The organism is Pseudochelatococcus sp., assembly GCF_050946405.1.
Classification (GTDB): Bacteria; Pseudomonadota; Alphaproteobacteria; order Rhizobiales; family Beijerinckiaceae; genus Pseudochelatococcus.
Window position 1 is genome coordinate 564,631 of sequence record NZ_JBMNUS010000002.1, and the last position, 16,654, is coordinate 581,284.

At 66.0% G+C, this 16,654-nt stretch carries 13 protein-coding genes; 10 read left to right on the plus strand and 3 right to left on the minus strand.

Annotation, left to right across the window (positions count from 1 at the left end):
• Nucleotides 1-7 precede the first annotated feature (7 nt).
• Entirely contained in the window at nt 8-868 is an 861-nt protein-coding gene (locus ACOYJQ_RS06225; RefSeq protein ID WP_433457132.1) for a DMT family transporter, read from the minus strand.
• A gap of 124 nt (nt 869-992) precedes the next feature.
• On the opposite strand from ACOYJQ_RS06225, the gene ACOYJQ_RS06230 reads away from it, so the two are divergent.
• The 3 genes from ACOYJQ_RS06230 to ACOYJQ_RS06240 all read left to right on the plus strand — a co-directional run bounded on the left by ACOYJQ_RS06230 (nt 993) and on the right by ACOYJQ_RS06240 (nt 4,403).
• The gene (locus tag ACOYJQ_RS06230) at nt 993-2,396 is read left to right on the plus strand and encodes a PLP-dependent aminotransferase family protein (protein WP_433457133.1); all 1,404 of its coding nucleotides are present in this window, start codon (nt 993-995) and stop codon (nt 2,394-2,396) included.
• A gap of 174 nt (nt 2,397-2,570) precedes the next feature.
• Complete coding sequence (locus ACOYJQ_RS06235; protein ID WP_433457135.1) at nt 2,571-2,990, plus strand: cupin domain-containing protein; 420 nt, start codon at nt 2,571-2,573, stop codon at nt 2,988-2,990.
• A 315-nt stretch (nt 2,991-3,305) separates the two neighbouring features.
• Nucleotides 3,306-4,403: a DNA cytosine methyltransferase gene (locus ACOYJQ_RS06240; protein WP_433457136.1), complete on the plus strand. Its 1,098-nt coding sequence runs from the start codon at nt 3,306-3,308 to the stop codon at nt 4,401-4,403.
• Between the two features lie 288 nt (nt 4,404-4,691).
• On the opposite strand, the gene ACOYJQ_RS06245 is transcribed toward ACOYJQ_RS06240, so the two are convergent.
• On the minus strand, nt 4,692-5,279 hold the full coding sequence (locus ACOYJQ_RS06245) for a tetratricopeptide repeat protein (RefSeq protein WP_433457137.1): 588 nt from the start codon (nt 5,277-5,279) through the stop codon (nt 4,692-4,694).
• A 298-nt stretch (nt 5,280-5,577) separates the two neighbouring features.
• On the opposite strand from ACOYJQ_RS06245, the gene fliF reads away from it, so the two are divergent.
• The 6 genes from fliF to ACOYJQ_RS06275 all read left to right on the plus strand — a co-directional run bounded on the left by fliF (nt 5,578) and on the right by ACOYJQ_RS06275 (nt 13,043).
• Complete coding sequence (gene fliF / locus ACOYJQ_RS06250) at nt 5,578-7,227, plus strand: flagellar basal-body MS-ring/collar protein FliF (RefSeq protein WP_433457138.1); 1,650 nt, start codon at nt 5,578-5,580, stop codon at nt 7,225-7,227.
• The gene (locus ACOYJQ_RS06255) at nt 7,227-8,057 is read left to right on the plus strand and encodes a hypothetical protein (RefSeq protein WP_433457139.1); all 831 of its coding nucleotides are present in this window, start codon (nt 7,227-7,229) and stop codon (nt 8,055-8,057) included. The genes fliF and ACOYJQ_RS06255 overlap by 1 nt, the downstream gene beginning before the upstream one ends.
• Nucleotides 8,058-8,091: 34 nt before the next feature.
• Nucleotides 8,092-9,285: a flagellar motor protein MotB gene (locus ACOYJQ_RS06260; RefSeq protein WP_433457140.1), complete on the plus strand. Its 1,194-nt coding sequence runs from the start codon at nt 8,092-8,094 to the stop codon at nt 9,283-9,285.
• The gene (locus tag ACOYJQ_RS06265; RefSeq protein WP_433457141.1) at nt 9,282-10,604 is read left to right on the plus strand and encodes a chemotaxis protein MotC; all 1,323 of its coding nucleotides are present in this window, start codon (nt 9,282-9,284) and stop codon (nt 10,602-10,604) included. The genes ACOYJQ_RS06260 and ACOYJQ_RS06265 overlap by 4 nt, the downstream gene beginning before the upstream one ends.
• The gene (locus ACOYJQ_RS06270) at nt 10,601-12,265 is read left to right on the plus strand and encodes a flagellar hook-length control protein FliK (RefSeq protein ID WP_433457142.1); all 1,665 of its coding nucleotides are present in this window, start codon (nt 10,601-10,603) and stop codon (nt 12,263-12,265) included. Before ACOYJQ_RS06265 ends, ACOYJQ_RS06270 begins: the two co-directional genes overlap by 4 nt.
• A 274-nt stretch (nt 12,266-12,539) precedes the next feature.
• Complete coding sequence (locus tag ACOYJQ_RS06275) at nt 12,540-13,043, plus strand: transglycosylase SLT domain-containing protein (protein WP_433457143.1); 504 nt, start codon at nt 12,540-12,542, stop codon at nt 13,041-13,043.
• Between the two features lie 56 nt (nt 13,044-13,099).
• Here the strand turns inward: ACOYJQ_RS06275 and ACOYJQ_RS06280 are convergent, their stop codons facing one another.
• Nucleotides 13,100-15,460: a Tex family protein gene (locus ACOYJQ_RS06280; RefSeq protein ID WP_433457144.1), complete on the minus strand. Its 2,361-nt coding sequence runs from the start codon at nt 15,458-15,460 to the stop codon at nt 13,100-13,102.
• 258 nt (nt 15,461-15,718) lie between these two features.
• Here ACOYJQ_RS06280 and ACOYJQ_RS06285 point away from each other — a divergent pair, with 258 nt between their 5' ends.
• The gene (locus tag ACOYJQ_RS06285) at nt 15,719-16,573 is read left to right on the plus strand and encodes a cell wall hydrolase (RefSeq protein WP_433457145.1); all 855 of its coding nucleotides are present in this window, start codon (nt 15,719-15,721) and stop codon (nt 16,571-16,573) included.
• Nucleotides 16,574-16,654 lie beyond the last annotated feature (81 nt).

Here is a 16,654-nt window from a genome sequence, read left to right on the forward strand (position 1 = left end):
CGGCCGTTCAGGCAAAACGTTTTGCGCCCGCCACGCACAGGACGACGATCGCCGCGGATGCGACCATGGTCCAGGCGATCGGCTCGCCCAGAAAGATCGCCGCCAGCAGGAAGCCGAAGAACGGTTGCAGAAGCTGCAACTGGCCCACCCCCGCGATGCCGCCCAGGGCCAGGCCGCGATACCAGAAAATGAACCCCACCATCATGCTGAAGACCGACACATAGGCGAGGCCGATCCAGGCGGGAAAGCCGATGCCGCCCCACGCGGCAGGCAGGGTGAGCAGGGCGATGGCCGCCATGACCGGCAAGGACAGCAGCAGCGCCCATGAAATGACCTGCCAGCCGCCGAGACGCCGGGAAAGCGTCGCCCCTTCCGCATAGCCGAGGCCGCATGCGAGCACGGCGGCGACCATCAGCAGATCGCCTGCAACGGTTCCGCCTTCGCTGCCGAAGAGCGCGAATCCCGCCGTCACGGCCGCGCCGGCGAGCGAGAACAGCCAGAAGGCCGGCTTCGGCCGCTCGCCTCCGCGCAGCACGCCGAAGATGGCCGTGGCGAGCGGGAGCAATCCGACAAAGACGATGGAATGGGCGGCGGTGACGTGCTGAAGCGCGAGCGCGGTCAGCAGCGGAAATCCCATCACCACGCCGACGGCGACCAGCGTCAAGGAAATGACATCCCGGCGTCCGGGCCGCGTCTGGCGCAACGCCAGCAGAAACAAGGCCCCGAGCAGCGCGGCGATCACCGCGCGCGCCGAAGTCAGGAACATCGGCGAAAAATCCGCGATCGCGACACGGGTCGCGGGCAAAGACCCGCTGAATATCATCACGCCGAGAAGGCCGCTGCCCCATCCGGTTGCTGTTCGTTCCATCTGCCCTCACCTTTCCGCGTTGGAAAATACAGGGACGAGGGCTGGCGCGAACAGGCACAGATCCATACAATTGCGGAAATCCGTATTGATAAGATGACTCATACGGTTTCAAGCGGAGCAGATCGTGGATTCGGAGCGAAAGACGCGCACGGAGGCGCTCATGGATGCCGTCCGCATCAGGATCGCGAACAGGGCGCCCGGGCCGGGAGAGCGCCTGCCCTCGATCCGGCGCTTCGCGGAGACCATGGGCGTATCGCCGTCCACCGTGGTCGAGGCTTACGACCGCCTGGAAGCCGAAGGCGTCATCCGCGCGCGGCGCGGCTCCGGCTTCTACGTGACGGGCGCCGATCTTCCGCCGATGGCTCTGGCGGAGATGGGGCCGGCGCGAGAGCGCGACGTCGATCCGTTCTGGATTTCGAGACAATCGCTGGACGCCGATTCATCCGTGCTCAAGCCGGGCTGCGGATGGCTGCCCGCCGACTGGATGCCCCATGCCGCGCTCAGGAAAGGATTGCGGGCGCTCGGCCGGGCTGATGACACGCTGCTGTCCGATTATGGCAGCGCGCACGGCGCGCTCGCGCTGCGCCGCCTGCTGGCGGGCCGCTTCGCCGACGAGGGGATCGCGACTACGGCCGACCGGATCATGCTGACCGGCTCGGGCACGCAGGCGATCGACCTGATATGCCGCCTGTTGCTGCAACCCGGCGACGCCGTTCTGGTGGACGATCCCTGCTACTTCAATTTTCAGGCGCTGTTGCGGGCGCATCGGGTGCGGATCGTCGGCGTTCCCTTCACACCGACGGGGCCGGACACCGCCGCCTTCGCGCGGGCCGTCAGCGACACAAGTCCCCGCCTCTACATCACCAATTCGGCCCTTCACAATCCGACCGGCGCCAGCATCTCGCCCCAGACCGCGCATCGCGTCCTGAGCGCCGCAGCAGCCCATGGCGTGACGATCGTCGAGGACGACATCTTCGCGGATTTCGAGCCCGCGCCGTCGCCACGCCTCGCCGTCCTCGACGGCCTGAATCGCGTCATCAGGATCGGCAGCTTTTCCAAGACGCTCTCGGCCTCCATGCGCTGCGGCTATATCGCGGCCCGGCCGGACTGGATCGAAGGTCTCGTCAATCTCCAGGTCGCCACGAGCTTCGGCGGCCCCAGTCCGGTCGCAACGGCGCTGATAGCGGGTGTCCTGGCCGGCGGCGGCTACCGCAAACACATGGACGGGATACGCCGACGCCTGGCGCGCGCCCGCGCGGAGGCGATAACCCGGCTGGCGCCCCTCGGCCTCGTTCCCTGGACGCTGCCGCGCGGAGGGTTCTATCTCTGGTGCCGTTTGCCGGACGGACATGACGCGGCGGCGATTGCACGGCATTGTATGACGGAAAAGATCATCCTCGCGCCGGGAAACGTGTTCAGCGCCTCGCAATCCGCCTCCTCGTTCCTGCGCTTCAATGTCACGCAACTCGCACACGAGAGAATTTTCACAGTCCTCGCGAGAGCAATACGGAACACCGCGCGATGTTAGCGCATGTCACCGTTTCGTTACGACGCCGGCATGAGCCGACGATGGGCGGAACGTCCGAAGAAGGGTGAGCCGGCCCGGATGCCGCCAGCGGACCGTTCAGCGATACGCATTGACATATTTATAAAGTAATTTTATATTTTTTATTAAAATAGACTTATATAAGAAAGTAAAGCAATGCAATCTGATAAAATCGATACGGTGCGGATTGGTCAGTTGGAATTGCGCTTCATTGTCAACGAAGAAGGAGCGACGGTCTTCGAACTCACCGTGCCCGCGCAGGCCCGCGTACCCGCGCCGCACTATCACAAGGATGCCGACGAGTTTCTCTATGGACTGGAGGGCATCCTGACAGTCACCGTCGACGGCCGGACGCAGGAACTGGGCGTGGGCGACGCCGTATTCGTCCCGCGAGGCGCCGTGCATCATCATGAAAACCTGCATGGAACCACCGCGAAGGCCCTCGTGGCGATAACACCGGGAACGATCGGCCGCCGCTATTTCGAGGAAATCGCCGAGGTAATCAACGTGCCCGGCAAACTCGACCTGGCCAAAGCAAACGAGATCATGCTCCACCACGGGCTCGTTCCCGCCTGAACCGATGGCCGCTGATCGGTGCGAATGCCATTGGCAAGACAAACCTGGCCGCAGAAGCAGGAACAGGTGCGATTGTCCGTCCGAATACGGCTCTAACATCGGCATTTGCAATCGCCGGTCCCGCAAGAGGATATGACAACGGATCCACGCTGCCCCGACCGGCGTCGCGGGAACCGAAAGGCACTGCCATGACGGAAATCGGACGCGAAAAACTGCGCGCAACTCCCGGAGCTTACTGCGAAAGCCGAAAGATGCGATTACGGTGGAAAAACTCGAGTTGTGATTCTGGAGAGTGACTCGATTGAAGGGAAGTCGATGCTGAGTTCGATAGAGTCATTCTGCGGGGCCGGTGGAATGGCTCTCGGCATCCGGGAGGCGGGCTTCGACGTGAAGCTCGCCTTCGACAATGATCCCGCCCACACCAAGACGTACAATCACAATTTGGGCCCGCACTCACACGTCATGGACGCCAGCAAGGTGGGCGGTGCCGAATTATTGGCCATGACCGGTATACGGCGCGGCGAGCTCGACCTGTTCTCCGGCGGACCGCCTTGCCAAGGCTTCTCCAAGCAAAGGAGAGGGGCGGCTCTGCTGCAAGATCCGCGGAACAGGCTGGTCCTGGACTTCGCCCGCCTGACGAACGAGATGTATCCGAAGGCGTTTCTCTTCGAGAACGTGGCGATGTTCGGACAGAAGCGGGGCGCTCCCTTCATCAAGGAGATTGCGGAGGTTTTAAGCGATTACTCCATCACCTGCTTCCAGGTCTGCGGCTCCGACTTCGGGCTGGCGCAGACGCGCGGCCGATTCCTGATAATAGGTATCAGAAACGACGTCGGTGGACCCAGCCCGTTTCTGGAAACATCCGACGAGTATGTCTCGGTCAGGGACGTCATAGGGGACCTGCCTCCCCCTCCCGACGACTACAGCGAGCATCCGGACCACTACAACCATCGGAAGTGTAGGATCACCGCGCTCAACGAGGAAAGGTTCTCCCACGTCCCTCCGGGCGGTGGCTGGCAGGACATCCCATGGGACCTGAGGCTGCCGTGCCACAAGGTCGCCGACGTGAAGAGCGGCGGATGGCCGGACGTCTACGGACGCCTGACGTGGGAGGGGCAGTGCCCCACCATCACGGTAGGCTTCGACAGCTTCACGCGAGGCAGATACGGACACCCTACCCAGCATCGAGCCATCACCCCTCGCGAGGCGGCGCGCCTCCAGGGCTTCCCGGACGACTTCCGCTTCCTCGGCAATCGCACGGACGTCAGAACCCAAGTAGGCAACGCCGTCCCGCCGCCACTCGCGAAGGCTGCGGGACAGGCGATCGCTCGGGTGCTGAAGGGTGAGCGGGCCTCGACCTCGCGCGCCTGCCCGAGCCGACAGCTCGACCGACAGCAGGAGCTCGCATTCTAAGTGTTTAGTCCCGGCATTTCGTTGAAGCGTCGAGATGCTCTATCTTATTGACTTGACGCGTTTTCTTCAGGCAAAGTGGTATCCACTTTGCTTGAAAACGCTCTAAGCCCGCGTAGCGCCTGGGTGTTTTTCATTCAGACGGAATCATTGGATCGGGAGTTGCGGCATCATCCGTTCAGACGAAATGGTCCGAACGGACGGAAATTTCTTGAAATCGGCAACCCGGCGCGTGTTGCCGATTCCGCGAAAAGACCGCATGCGCCCCCGGCGCGGCGGGAGCCACATGCCTCACAGCGGTTGCCCCTCGACCGCCGCGCGCAACTTTTCCAGCGCGGCGCGCACGCCCTCCAGATACGGATGGATCGACAGCGTCCGCTCGTAGAGCGCCAGTGCGCCGGCCCGGACGCCGGTGCGCCCGAAGATATCGGCAAGAGTCCGAAGCGCGACAAAATGCCGCGCATCCCGTAACAACACCTGATTGAGATCGGCGACGGCCCGTTCGTCATCGCCGAGCGCGGCGAACACCTGCGCCCGCACGGCATAGGCTTCCGCCCAATCGGGCGCGAGAACGAGCGCCCTGTCGATCAGTTCTATGGCGAGCGCCGGGTCGTCGATGCCCAGCGCGGTATGGGCGCGGGTCAGCAGCAGATCGGCGGTGTCGCTGCCCGAGCGCAGCCAGCTACGCACAATGGCGGCCTCGACCCGTCGCGCCTCCGACGCATCGCGTGCGTCCGCCAGACGATCGTAGAGTGTGTCGAGCGGGCTGCCGGCGCCGCCGTCGGCCCGCCTGTCGGTTTCCCGGCGCGCCTCATCGCCGGGCGCCGACACGGCGGCCACCTCCGCAACGGTCGGTGCGCCGCGAGAAGACTGCGGCACGAGCGCAAGCGCCGCCGCGCAGGCGCACAGGAACCAATGCCGCTTTCCGGCAGCATGCGGGCGAAGAAAGCCGCGTCTCGCGAGGAAGAAGTATCTCATGGCGCGATGATAAACGCTTCCGCGCCCGCCGCCAACGCCGCCCCGGCAGGAAAACGGCGGCGCAATCTCCAGACAAGGTTGTCGTGGCAATCTTAACGCAAGGTCTGAATTGGCTGATTCCGTTCGGGTTTCGACAAAACAGCATTTTGGTTAACAATTGGTTGATGTCGCGTTCATGCATTTTTGACGTGGGATGGTAATGACCGGTCGCGAACATGCCGAGAGGCTTTGGGGCAATATCAGGGGCCTTGGCGCGCGCAAGCTCACGGCGCTCGCCGTCATCGGCCTGACGGTGTTCTTCGCCGTCGCGATAGGCGCCTATTATCTGAGCCGCCCGGAGATGGAGGTTCTGTATACGGGCCTCAGCCGGGAGGACGTAACACGGATCGGCTCCGCGCTGCGCGACGGCGACATTCCGTTCGACGTCAGCGCGGACGGCACGAGCGTCTACGTGTCGCACGGCAACACCGCCACCGCGCGCATGCTGCTGGCCGGCAAGGGGCTGCCGCAAAGCGCGAGTTCCGGCTACGAGCTGTTCAACGATCTGGGTTCGCTCGGCCTCACCTCCTTCATGCAGGAAGTGACGCGCGTGCGCGCGCTCGAAGGCGAGATCGCGCGCACGGTGCAGTCGATCAAGGGCGTCAAGGCGGCGCGCGTGCATATCGTGATGCCCGACCGCGGCTCATTCCGCCGGGATCAGCAGCCGGCATCCGCGTCGGTCGTCATCCGCACCGAGCCGTCCGACGACGCGAGTTCCGCGCAGGCCATCCGCAGCCTCGTCGCCTCGGCCATTCCGGGCATGACGGTGGAGCGGGTGTCGGTGCTCAACACGGACGGCGTCCTGCTCGCGGCCGGCGACGGACGCAGCGGCGTGATGACCAGCCAGGCGAACGCGATGGAGAAATCGATCGCCCGCGACTTGCAGGAGAACGTCAGGCGGTCGCTGTCCCCTTTCCTCGGCGTCGACAACTTCGAGGTCAGCATCGCGGTCAATCTGAACACGGACAGGACCAGCACGCAGGAAACGATTTTCGATCCCGAGTCGCGCGTCGAGCGGTCGACGCGCGCCGTGCGCGAAACCGAGACCTCGCAGAACGCCAACCAGCAGACGCCGACGACGGTGCAGCAGAACATTCCGCAGCAGGGGCCGGACGCGGGGCCGGGCGAGACGGCCAGCGCCGAGTCCAACCGGCGCGAGGATATCACCAACTACGAAATCTCGTCCAAGACCGTGCAGACGGTCCGCGACGGTTACAGCATCGAATCGATGTCGGTGGCGGTGTTGATCAATCGCGCCCGCATCCGGCAGTTGATCGGCCAGAACGCTTCCGACGAGGCTATCGACAGGCAAGTCGCTGAACTCGAGCAGTTGACGCGCTCCGCCGCCGGCTATTCGGAGAGCCGGGGCGACACGATCAAGGTGCTGGCGGTCGATTTCCCGGACGACGGCAGGCTGCTCGAGCCCTATCCGCCGCTCTCCATCACCGAGTTGCTGCTGCGCCAGATGGGCAACGTCATCAACGCGGCGACGATCCTCGTCGTCTCGCTGCTGCTGATCTGGTTCGGCCTGCGTCCGGCGGTCAACGCCATTCTGGCGCGTCCGCAGAGCCCGGAGAGCGCAGAGACGGCGCTGGCGCTGGCGGATGCGCCGGACGGGGCGCTGCCGCAAGTGGCGTTCGACGCGACCGGCGCCCTTGCCGCTCCCCCCGAGGATATCAACTTTCTCGAGAACATCGCCTCCGGCATTCACAACAAGGCGCAAAAGCAACTCGAACAGATTATCACGCATGACGAAGAGCGGGCCGCCGCCGTTCTGCGTGAATGGCTCTATCGTGAAAGTGCCGCTTGATGAACACGTCTCTTGCCGCCTGTCTGCCCGACTTCGGCACCGAAACCGACGCCTCCGACATCGAGGATTTTTCCGCCGCGACGACCGCCAAGGCTCCGGCCGCCGGCACCGCCAGGCCGGCTTCCCCGGCAACGGCGAAGCCGGCTGCGCCGGTGTCGAAATCCGTCGTGCGGGATGAAACCCGGAAGGTTCCGGCCGGCGCGACGATCAAGTCCGCGCGCAGCAAGCTGCGGTCTGTCGTGCGGCAGATCGGGCTGGCCGACGAGCCTTTCATCGCTCCGCTCGTCGAGCCGACCCCGCCTGTCGATATCGACGCGTTGCTCAAGGAGCACGGCGACAAGGTGCGCGACGAGGAGGCGAAGAAGGCCGGGATCGCGCTGGCTGCGGCGCTTGAGAAGGAGCGCGCGCTTCATGCCGAGCAGCTTGCGCAGGCGCGCGCGCGCTGGGCGGCCGACGAGGCCGGCGTCCTGGCCGAACGGCTGCGCGCGACGCTGGGCGAGATCGAAAACGGCCTCTGCGAAACGGTGACGCGCATCTTCACGCCCTTTCTCACGGCGGCCGTCCGCGAGAAAGCGATCGCGGGGCTGCGCGAGAGCGTTCTCACCCTTCTCGACGACGCGAGCCACGCGACGATCGCGATCAGCGGTCCCGGCGACCTGATCGACGCTCTCCGTGAGGCGATCGCCGCGAGCGTGCCCGAGCGCGTGCAGCGGATCGCTTTCGCGACCGCCGACGGGCCGGATGTCCGGGTCGTCGCGGGGGATATTGTTTGCGCGACGCAACTGGAAGCCTGGAACAGGCTGATCGAGAACGCCCTGAATGCGAGGTAGCGTTCGCGCGCGCCCGCTGGTGTGAGGATACGGTATGGACAAGAGCGATAAGGATATGATCCTCATCCAGCGTCGCCATGAGGAGCCCGAGGAGCACGGGGCCCACGGCATCTGGAAGATCGCCTATGCCGACTTCATGACTGCGCTCATGGCGTTCTTCCTGATCATGTGGCTGCTGAGTTCGACGAGCAAGGAGCAGCGCGCTTCCGTCGCCAACTACTTCAACCCGATCAAGCTCTCCGATGCGTCTCCTGCCCGCAAGGGCGTGGTCGACCCGCGGAAAACCATCCGGGACAGCGACGCCACCGGGAAGGACCCCGGCCCCACGCAGACCGACGAAGGCGGCACGGGCAGGGTCGAGGACGACCGCGCCGGGGCTACCGAAAACATGGCGGGTGAATCCATTCATACGAGCAAGCCGAAATATCCCGACGGCGCCCTGTTCGTGGACCCGTATGCAATTCTCGCCAAGATTGCGGAAGAGGAAAAGCCGGTGAATCCGTCCGGCGCGCGGGAATCATCCTCCGCGGACGACAATGGCGCCTCCAGTTCTCCCGTGATCCGGGATCCGTTCGATCCCTCCTACTGGCGTCTGGCGCCCGAGGGGCGACCTTCCGCGATCTCTCAGGACGGCCAGCCGCAGGCGGGCACGGCAGGCGGCGCGGCTTCCGCCACCGCCGATGCGGCCGCCTCGCCGGCGTCCGAGCCGCCGGCCGCCGATGCCGCCCGGACAGGCAGCTTGCAGTCGCTGGCAGCGCAGGCGCAGGAAGTATCCGAGCTGAGAGCCGACATCGCGGATGCGTTGAAGAATGAGAGCCGCCGGGCCGGCGCGCCCGATATCAAGGTGGAGGGCACCGACGAGGGCATCCTGATCAGCCTGACGGACGCCGATCGGTTCAGCATGTTCGCGCTCGGCTCGGCCGAGCCCAATCCGGCGGTGGTGCGCGCGCTTGCGCGCATCGCGGCTTCCCTCGCCGACCGGCCGGGCACGATCGTCATTCGCGGGCATACGGATTCGGTTCCCTTCAAGTCGGATACCTATGACAACTGGCGACTTTCCTCCGCGCGCGCGCATATGGCTTCCTACATGCTGATGCGCGGCGGGCTCAAGGAGGCGCGTATCGAGCGCATCGAGGGATATGCGGACCGCCTGCCGCGCAACTCGGCGGACGGGCGAGCGCCGGAAAACCGGCGCATCGAGATCCTGCTGCGGGAGAAGCGCGTATGATCGTATCGCGCCCCGTTGCCCGTCGCCGCGTTGCCCAATGCCTCTTTGCTCATGTACGCGCCTTTCTGGCCGGCCTCGCCTGCTTCGGCATGTTCCTGCCGACAGCTCACGCCGTAGCGCAAACAACCCCGCAGGAAACCGCCCCGGAACAGGAAGCGACGGCGCAGAAAGAGCCGTACCAGCTCGTGCGCACGTTGCAGGCCATACAGGATCGCACCGCGCATGGCTCGCGGGAGGCGCTGACGGCGCAATCGCCGCTGCTGGCGCAGATCGAGCGGCAACTGATGGCTGCGCCGAACGAGACCTGGCAGGAGCCCCGCAACGCCCGCGCCGCGCTGTCCTTCGCTCTCAGCGGCGGCTCTCCGGCCATTCTGCGCAAGCTTGCCCGACTCGAGCCGCCGCCCGCGATCGCGCCGGAGCTGCTCAAGGGGGTGCACGCCTATGTCGAAGGCGACGAGGACGAGGCGATCCGGGAGCTTGAAAAGATAGATCCCCGGACCCTGGCGCCCGGCCTCAACGGCCGCATCGCGCTCATACAGTCGGCGCTCTACGCCCGCCGGGACGGCGCGAAGGCAATGGCGTATCTCGACCTCAGCCGCTTGCTCCTTCCCGGGACGCTGGTTGATGAAGGCGCCTTGCGCCGCCAGGTGTTTCTCGCCGGCCAGCTCGGCCTCGACGAGCGGTTCAAGACGCTCTCGAAGCATTATTTGCAGCGCTATCCCCAATCGGTCTACGCGGGCGATTTCCATCATCGCTTTTCGACCGTCCTCGTCCGGTTCAACATGAGCGGCACCAGCGAGGATGAAAAATGGCTCACCGATCTGCTGGCGGCGCTGGACATGCCCGCGCAGATCAACATCAGCCTCATTCTCGCCAAGCAGGCCATCTCGAACGGCAAGACGCGCATGGCGGTGCTCGTGGCCCGGCGCCTCATGGAAATCGCGCCGCCCGACACTTCCGCCCACGAGCGGGCCAAGCTCTATAATGCGGCGGCGATTATCATCAACGAGAGCGATTTCCTTGCCGGAAAACAGGCGCTGCAAACCATCAGACGCCAATTGCTGCCGGCGGACGACATCGGCCTGCTGGATTCCGCGACCTATCTCGCCACGCGCATCCGGGAACTGCCGCGCATGCCGGGGGCGATTCCCGCGCCCGTGCAGCAGGCCAACGCCGCGTCGGCGGCCGCTCCCCCCGCCCCTCCGGCCGGACGGGGCGGCAGCGTCGAGACGGAGCCGGCTTTCAACGCCACGGTGGACAGGATCAGGCAATTGATCGGCGATAGCGACAGGTTGATCAACGAGGAGTCGGGTTCATGAGCACGATCGCCACCCCATTGGCCGCCGGCGCCGCCGGCGCCGCAAGCTTGAAGCCGCGCAGCGGCGAGACGGATGACGACGGCAGCTTCTCGATCGTTTACGATTCGCTTGCCGGCGGCGAAGCCGCGAAAGACGATCTGCCGGGCGACCGCTCTACCACCCGCAAGGCGGACAAGCCCGCGCGCGATGCCGGCCTGCAAACGAGGCCGAGCCCCTCCCGCGCCGCCGACGATAGCAGCGAAAACGTGCGAGACGGGTCGGCAACGGCGCAATCGGCATCCGATCCCGCTATCGCGCTCGCGCTGCTCCTGGACGTGGGCGCACAGGCCGACGCCCCGCAAACGCCTGCGCGGGCCGATAGCAGGGGCGCGCGAGCGGCGCCGGCGACACAACAAGACGACGGCGAGCGCGCAGCGGACGCGACCACCGGCCAGAAAGCGGCGCGCGTGACGATCATCGGGCGGGAAACCCATTTCGCCCCGGTCCTCGGCGCACCCTTGCACCGCGGTGAAACTGCTTCCGGTCCCTCGCTGAACTCGCAAGCCGTGCCGGCCGGCGGCACTTCCCCCGTCACCGATGGCGAGAACGGCGGCGGCGCGACCGCAGCCGATCAAGCCGACATTCCCGCCGAGCGACTGCCGGATGCGCGTGTATCCGCGCGTTTGTCGGCCCTCATATCTTCCGCCCGCCTCTCGTCGACCGGCATGTCTTCGGCCAGCGTCTTTTCGGCCGCCCGCCAGGCGCCCGACGCTTCTTCCCTCCCCGTTTCCGCGGATGCGGATGCACGCGTCTCCGCGCAGTTATCAACCCTCATATCTTCCGCCGGCGTTTCTTCGACGGGCACCTCTTCGCCCGCCCGCCAGGCGCCCGGTATTTCTTCCCCCGCCGCTTCCCCGGACGCGGACGCCCTCCCCATCTCGATCGAGAACGCGGGATCTCCCGACACGAAATCCGCCGACACAAAGCTTGTCGATGCCAGGCTGGTCAGCGCCGGGACTTCCGATGTCAGTTCCCCGGATGCTCCTGCCCTCGCCGGCGCGAGCAAGGCGGCCGTCAACGTCGGGGGCGTGGACAGCGTGAGCGGCGCGCTTTCCGGCGCTGTCGAGCAGATCGTCGCTCAGGCGCGCGAACTCGCGGGCTTGTCGGCTCCCGCTGCCGCCGCTGCGCCAGCGAACGTGGCGCGGAGCACCCCGGCTTTCACGGCCGTGCAAGACGGCGGGCCGGTGCGTATCCTGCGGCTGCAATTGCAGCCTGAGGAGCTCGGACTCGTCACCGCGCGACTGCGCATCGTCGGCGGCGTGCTGGAAGTGCGGCTGACCGCGGACCGGCAGCAGTCCGTCGAGGCGCTGCGCCGCGATCAGGAGGGATTGCTGGAAACGCTGCGCCGCGCCGGCTACAAGGCGGAGATCGCCTCAATCGATTTCGCGCGTCCGCATACTCCCGCTCCATCCCTGTCTTCGCAGCCGACGGCACAGACGGCCGGACAAGCGGCCGGGCAGCCGATGGCGCAGGACGGCAATGGCGGCACGAACCTTGCCGGCGGCGACGGACGGCAGGAGCGGGAGACCGCCGACAGGCAGGCAAGCGAGCGGGAGACGGACGACGCGCATGCGGAAGCCCGCTTGCGCACCGGGCACGATGCGGATGCGGTTTATCTTTGACGATCTCCTGCGCCGGGCGATGCTACATTCGCGCACCTGGACCGCGTGCGCCCGGATTTCCCGCATTCGGGCAAATGCCGCTCCAAAGCGTTTTCCGATTGAATGGAAACATTCAATCGATGAGGATTCGCTCAAAGTCAGAAACCCGGGAGCTTCTTGCGTTTCAGTAAAACGCGGAAAGCCTCCGGCCGGAAGCCGCCTGCTCGGATGTCTGGGCGCTTTTCTCGCGCTCGCCGCGAGCAGCGGAACAGCCGATGCGGCGGCGGCATCGGAAATGGCCGCGTCCGCGCGCAACGCCTGCGAGCGGGAGATGATCCGCGCCGCGCGCGAGTTCGGCGTGCCGGTGAACATTCTCTACGCCGTCGGCCTGACGGAGACCGGCCGGCGCGGGTCGTTGCAACCTTATGCGATGAACATCGCCGGCACGGCCTATTTCGCCGCGAGCGCGCAAGACGCCGTCAGGCGTCTCAACGCCGAGCGCGCGAGGGGCGTGAAGCTGATCGACCTCGGCTGCATGCAGATCAACCATCACTACCACAGCGACAGGTTCGCATCGGCGGCCCAGATGCTGGACCCGCGCGCCAACGTCAACTACGCCGCCCGCTTCCTGAAGGAACTGCACCGGCGCGAAGGCAACTGGACGATGGCGGTAGCGCGCTATCACGCCGGCCCAAACAACAATCCGGCGCAAAAACGCTACATCTGCCGCGTCATCACCAACATGGTCGCGACGGGATTCGGCAACTGGACGCCGGAGGCAAAAAAATTCTGCCAATGACGCCCACCTTGCGCGGAAACGCTCCATCCATTCTCGTGGGGATGGCGCGTAAACCTTCAGCCTTTCTTGCCAGGTGAAAGGCCCGCGCGGCGCAGCGCCTCCGCCAAGGCGGAACCATTGGCGGAACCATTGGCGGAACCGGCGCCGGAGGCTTCCGCCCCGCCGCTCTTGCGGTTGGCCTGCGGACGCCCTTCGGCCCGCTGCGGCCGGGGGTCGGGGGTATTTCTGCGGTTGCCGCCCGCCTCGTCGTCGAGCCGCATGGTCAGCGCGATGCGCTTGCGCGCCGCATCGACCTCCAGCACCTTCACCCGCACCACGTCACCGGGCCGGGCGACGTCGCGCGGGTCCTTGACGAAAGTGCTGGCCATGGCGGAAATATGCACCAGCCCGTCCTGATGCACGCCGATGTCGACGAAGGCGCCGAAGGCCGCGACATTGGTGACGACGCCCTCCAGAACCATGCCGGGGGCAAGGTCGCCGATCTTCTCCACGCCCTCGCGGAACGTCGCCGTGCGAAAGGCGGGACGCGGATCGCGGCCGGGCTTTTCCAGCTCGCGCAAGATATCGGTCACGGTGGGCACGCCGAACGTGTCGTCCGTGAACCGCGCCGGCGAAAGACCGCGCAGCGTCTGTGTGTCGCCGATCAGCGCGCGGATGTCGCTCTTCGCCGCCGCCAGAATGCGCCGCACCACGGGATAGGATTCGGGGTGAACGCCGGACGCATCGAGCGGATCATCGCCGCCGCGGATGCGCAGAAAGCCGGCGCAAAGCTCGAACGCCTTCGGCCCGAGGCGGGACACTTTCTTCAGGTCGGCGCGCTTGCGGAAGGGGCCGTTCTCGTCGCGATGGAGCACGATGTTGCGCGCGAGCCCCTCGCCCACTCCCGACACGCGCGCGAGCAGCGGCACGGAGGCGGTGTTGACGTCGACGCCGACGCCGTTCACGCAATCCTCGACCACCGCATCGAGCGAACGCGAGAGCTTCGCTTCCGCGAGATCGTGCTGGTATTGGCCGACGCCGATGGATTTCGGATCGATCTTGACGAGTTCCGCCAGCGGGTCCTGCAAGCGGCGCGCGATGGAGACGGCGCCGCGCAAGGTTACGTCGAGCTCGGGCAATTCCTGCGAGGCGTAGGCGGAAGCGGAATAGACCGATGCGCCCGCTTCCGACACCACGATCTTCGTCAGCCCGAGCTGCGGATATTTTTTGATGAGCTCGGCCGCGAGCCTGTCCGTCTCGCGGGAGGCGGTGCCGTTGCCGATGGCGATGAGCTCCACCTTGTGCCGGCCGGCGAGCGCGGCGAGCGTCGCCAGCGCCTCGTCCCAGCGCCGTTGCGGCTCGTGGGGGAAGATGGCGGTCGTGGCGACGACCTTGCCGGTGCCATCGGTCACGGCCACCTTCACGCCGGTGCGATAGCCGGGATCGAGCCCCATGGTCGCGCGCATGCCGGCCGGCGCGGCGAGCAGCAGATCGCGCAGGTTGCCCGCGAATACGCGGACGGCCTCGTCCTCCGCCGCCTGCCACAGACGCGCGCGCAGATCGAGCGACAGGGAAACCAGAATGCGCGTGCGCCATGCCCAGCGCACGGCATCGCGCAGCCATGCGTCGCCGGGGCGGCCGAGATCCGCGATGGCGAAGCGTCTGCCGATGCCCAGCTCATAGGGGCCGGGGCCGGAAGGCGGGGCGTCGCTCGCCGGTTCCGGCTCGAAGGCAAGGGTGAGCACCTCCTCCTTCTCGCCGCGAAACAGCGCCAGAATGCGATGTGACGGCAACTTGCCGAACGGCTCCGAAAAATCGAAGTAGTCGGCGAACTTCGCCCCTTCGGTCTCCTTGCCCTCGCGCACTTTCGACACGAGCCGCCCTTGCCGCCACATGTCTTCGCGCAGCGCGCCGATCAGGTCGGCGTCTTCCGCAAACCGCTCGACAAGGATCGCGCGCGCCCCCTCGAGCGCGGATTGAACGGTGGCCACGCCCCGCGCCTCGTCCACGAAAGCGGCCGCCTGCGTCTCGGGCGGGCGGGAAGGATCGGCATGCAGCGCGTCGGCGAGCGGCCCCAGCCCCGCCTCGCGGGCGATCTGCGCCTTGGTGCGGCGCCGGGGCTTGTACGGCAGATAGATGTCCTCGATGCGCGCCTTCGTATCGGCGGCGAGAATGGCCGCGCGCAGTTCCTCCGTCAGCTTTCCCTGCTCCTCGATGCCGGCGAGCACGGCGGCGCGGCGTTCCTCCAGCTCCCGCAAGTAGCGCAACCGCTCCTCCAGCGCGCGCAACTGCGCGTCGTCGAGCGCGCCGGTCGCCTCCTTGCGGTAGCGGGCGATGAACGGAACGGTCGCGCCCTCGTCGAGCAGCGCGATCGCGGCCTCGGCCTGCCGCGCCTCGATGCCAAGTTCCTGGGCGATTTTCCGCGAGATGGAAGTCATGCGTCGTACCGGTTTTCCAAACGTTTGCACAGCGGAGTGGTGGGGAACCATCGTTAAATCGAACGCGACGGGGTTGCCACAAGCTTTATGTTTGGTTAACAGCTTTGTGTCGCCCAATGAGCGCGACGGACACACGAGAGGCTGCCTGTGAACATCCCCGCGCGTTGCCGTCCCCTGACGACCAGGGCCGCCCTGACGATGCCCGTCCTGCTGATCGGATTGGCCCTCGGTGGTTGCGGATATTCTCCCGAGCGATCATTGACGGCATCCTCCGCGGCGGTTTCCGGGAAATCGCAAAATAGTCCGAAGACGCAGAATACCGCGAAGGTCAAGGGCGGCGATGGCAAGCCGGCGGCGCATGCCAAAGCCCCCGACAGGAAATCGCGCGATGTCGCCGCGGCGAACACGCGGACGGCTCCGCGCAGGCAGATGGCTTCCGCTGGCGGTGAACGCGAATGCCTCGTGCGGGCCATGTATTTCGAATCGCATCGCTCCAGCCGCGAGGGTCTGCTGGCCGTCGGCACGGTGGTGATGAACAGGCTCAACTCGTCGAGCTATCCGGGAACCATCTGCTCCGTCGTCGGGCAAAAAAACCAGTTCGCGCCGGGCGTGCTGACGCGGGCCATGACGGAGCGCGAGCGTATCCATGCCGATGCGGTGGCCGACGAGGTGCTGGCCGGCAAGCGTCACACGGGCATCGGCGACGCCATGTTCTTCCATGTCGCCTCGCGCCGCTACAAATATCCGAACATGCGCTACCTGCAAGTCGCGGGAGGCAACATTTTCTACACGAAGGTCGGCCGCAATGCGCCGCGCGTCACCTCCGGGCCGGTGCTCGCCTATGCCGGTGCGACGGCCCGGCCGGCCGAGGCGAAAGCCGAGGACGCGCCGCAAATCGCCGCGGTCGACGTGAGCGCCGATACGACGGTCAAGGCGACCGTGAGCCCGCAGACGACGGATGCGGCTGCCGCCATCACCGCCGCAGCGCCGACGCCGGCCCTTGTTTCCGCCACCAAGGTTTCCTTCACCGGGCCGGCGGACGATGCGCTCATGCGCGCCCGTTCCTTCAGCGCCGCGCCGCTCAAGCTGGCGCAGTATCGGTTGCCGCATTAAAGATCGTTATGAACCGGGAATACAAATCTACTTCTTTAAAAAAAGAGATTTGCCTGCGGCTTTCTGACGGAGTGACTGGTC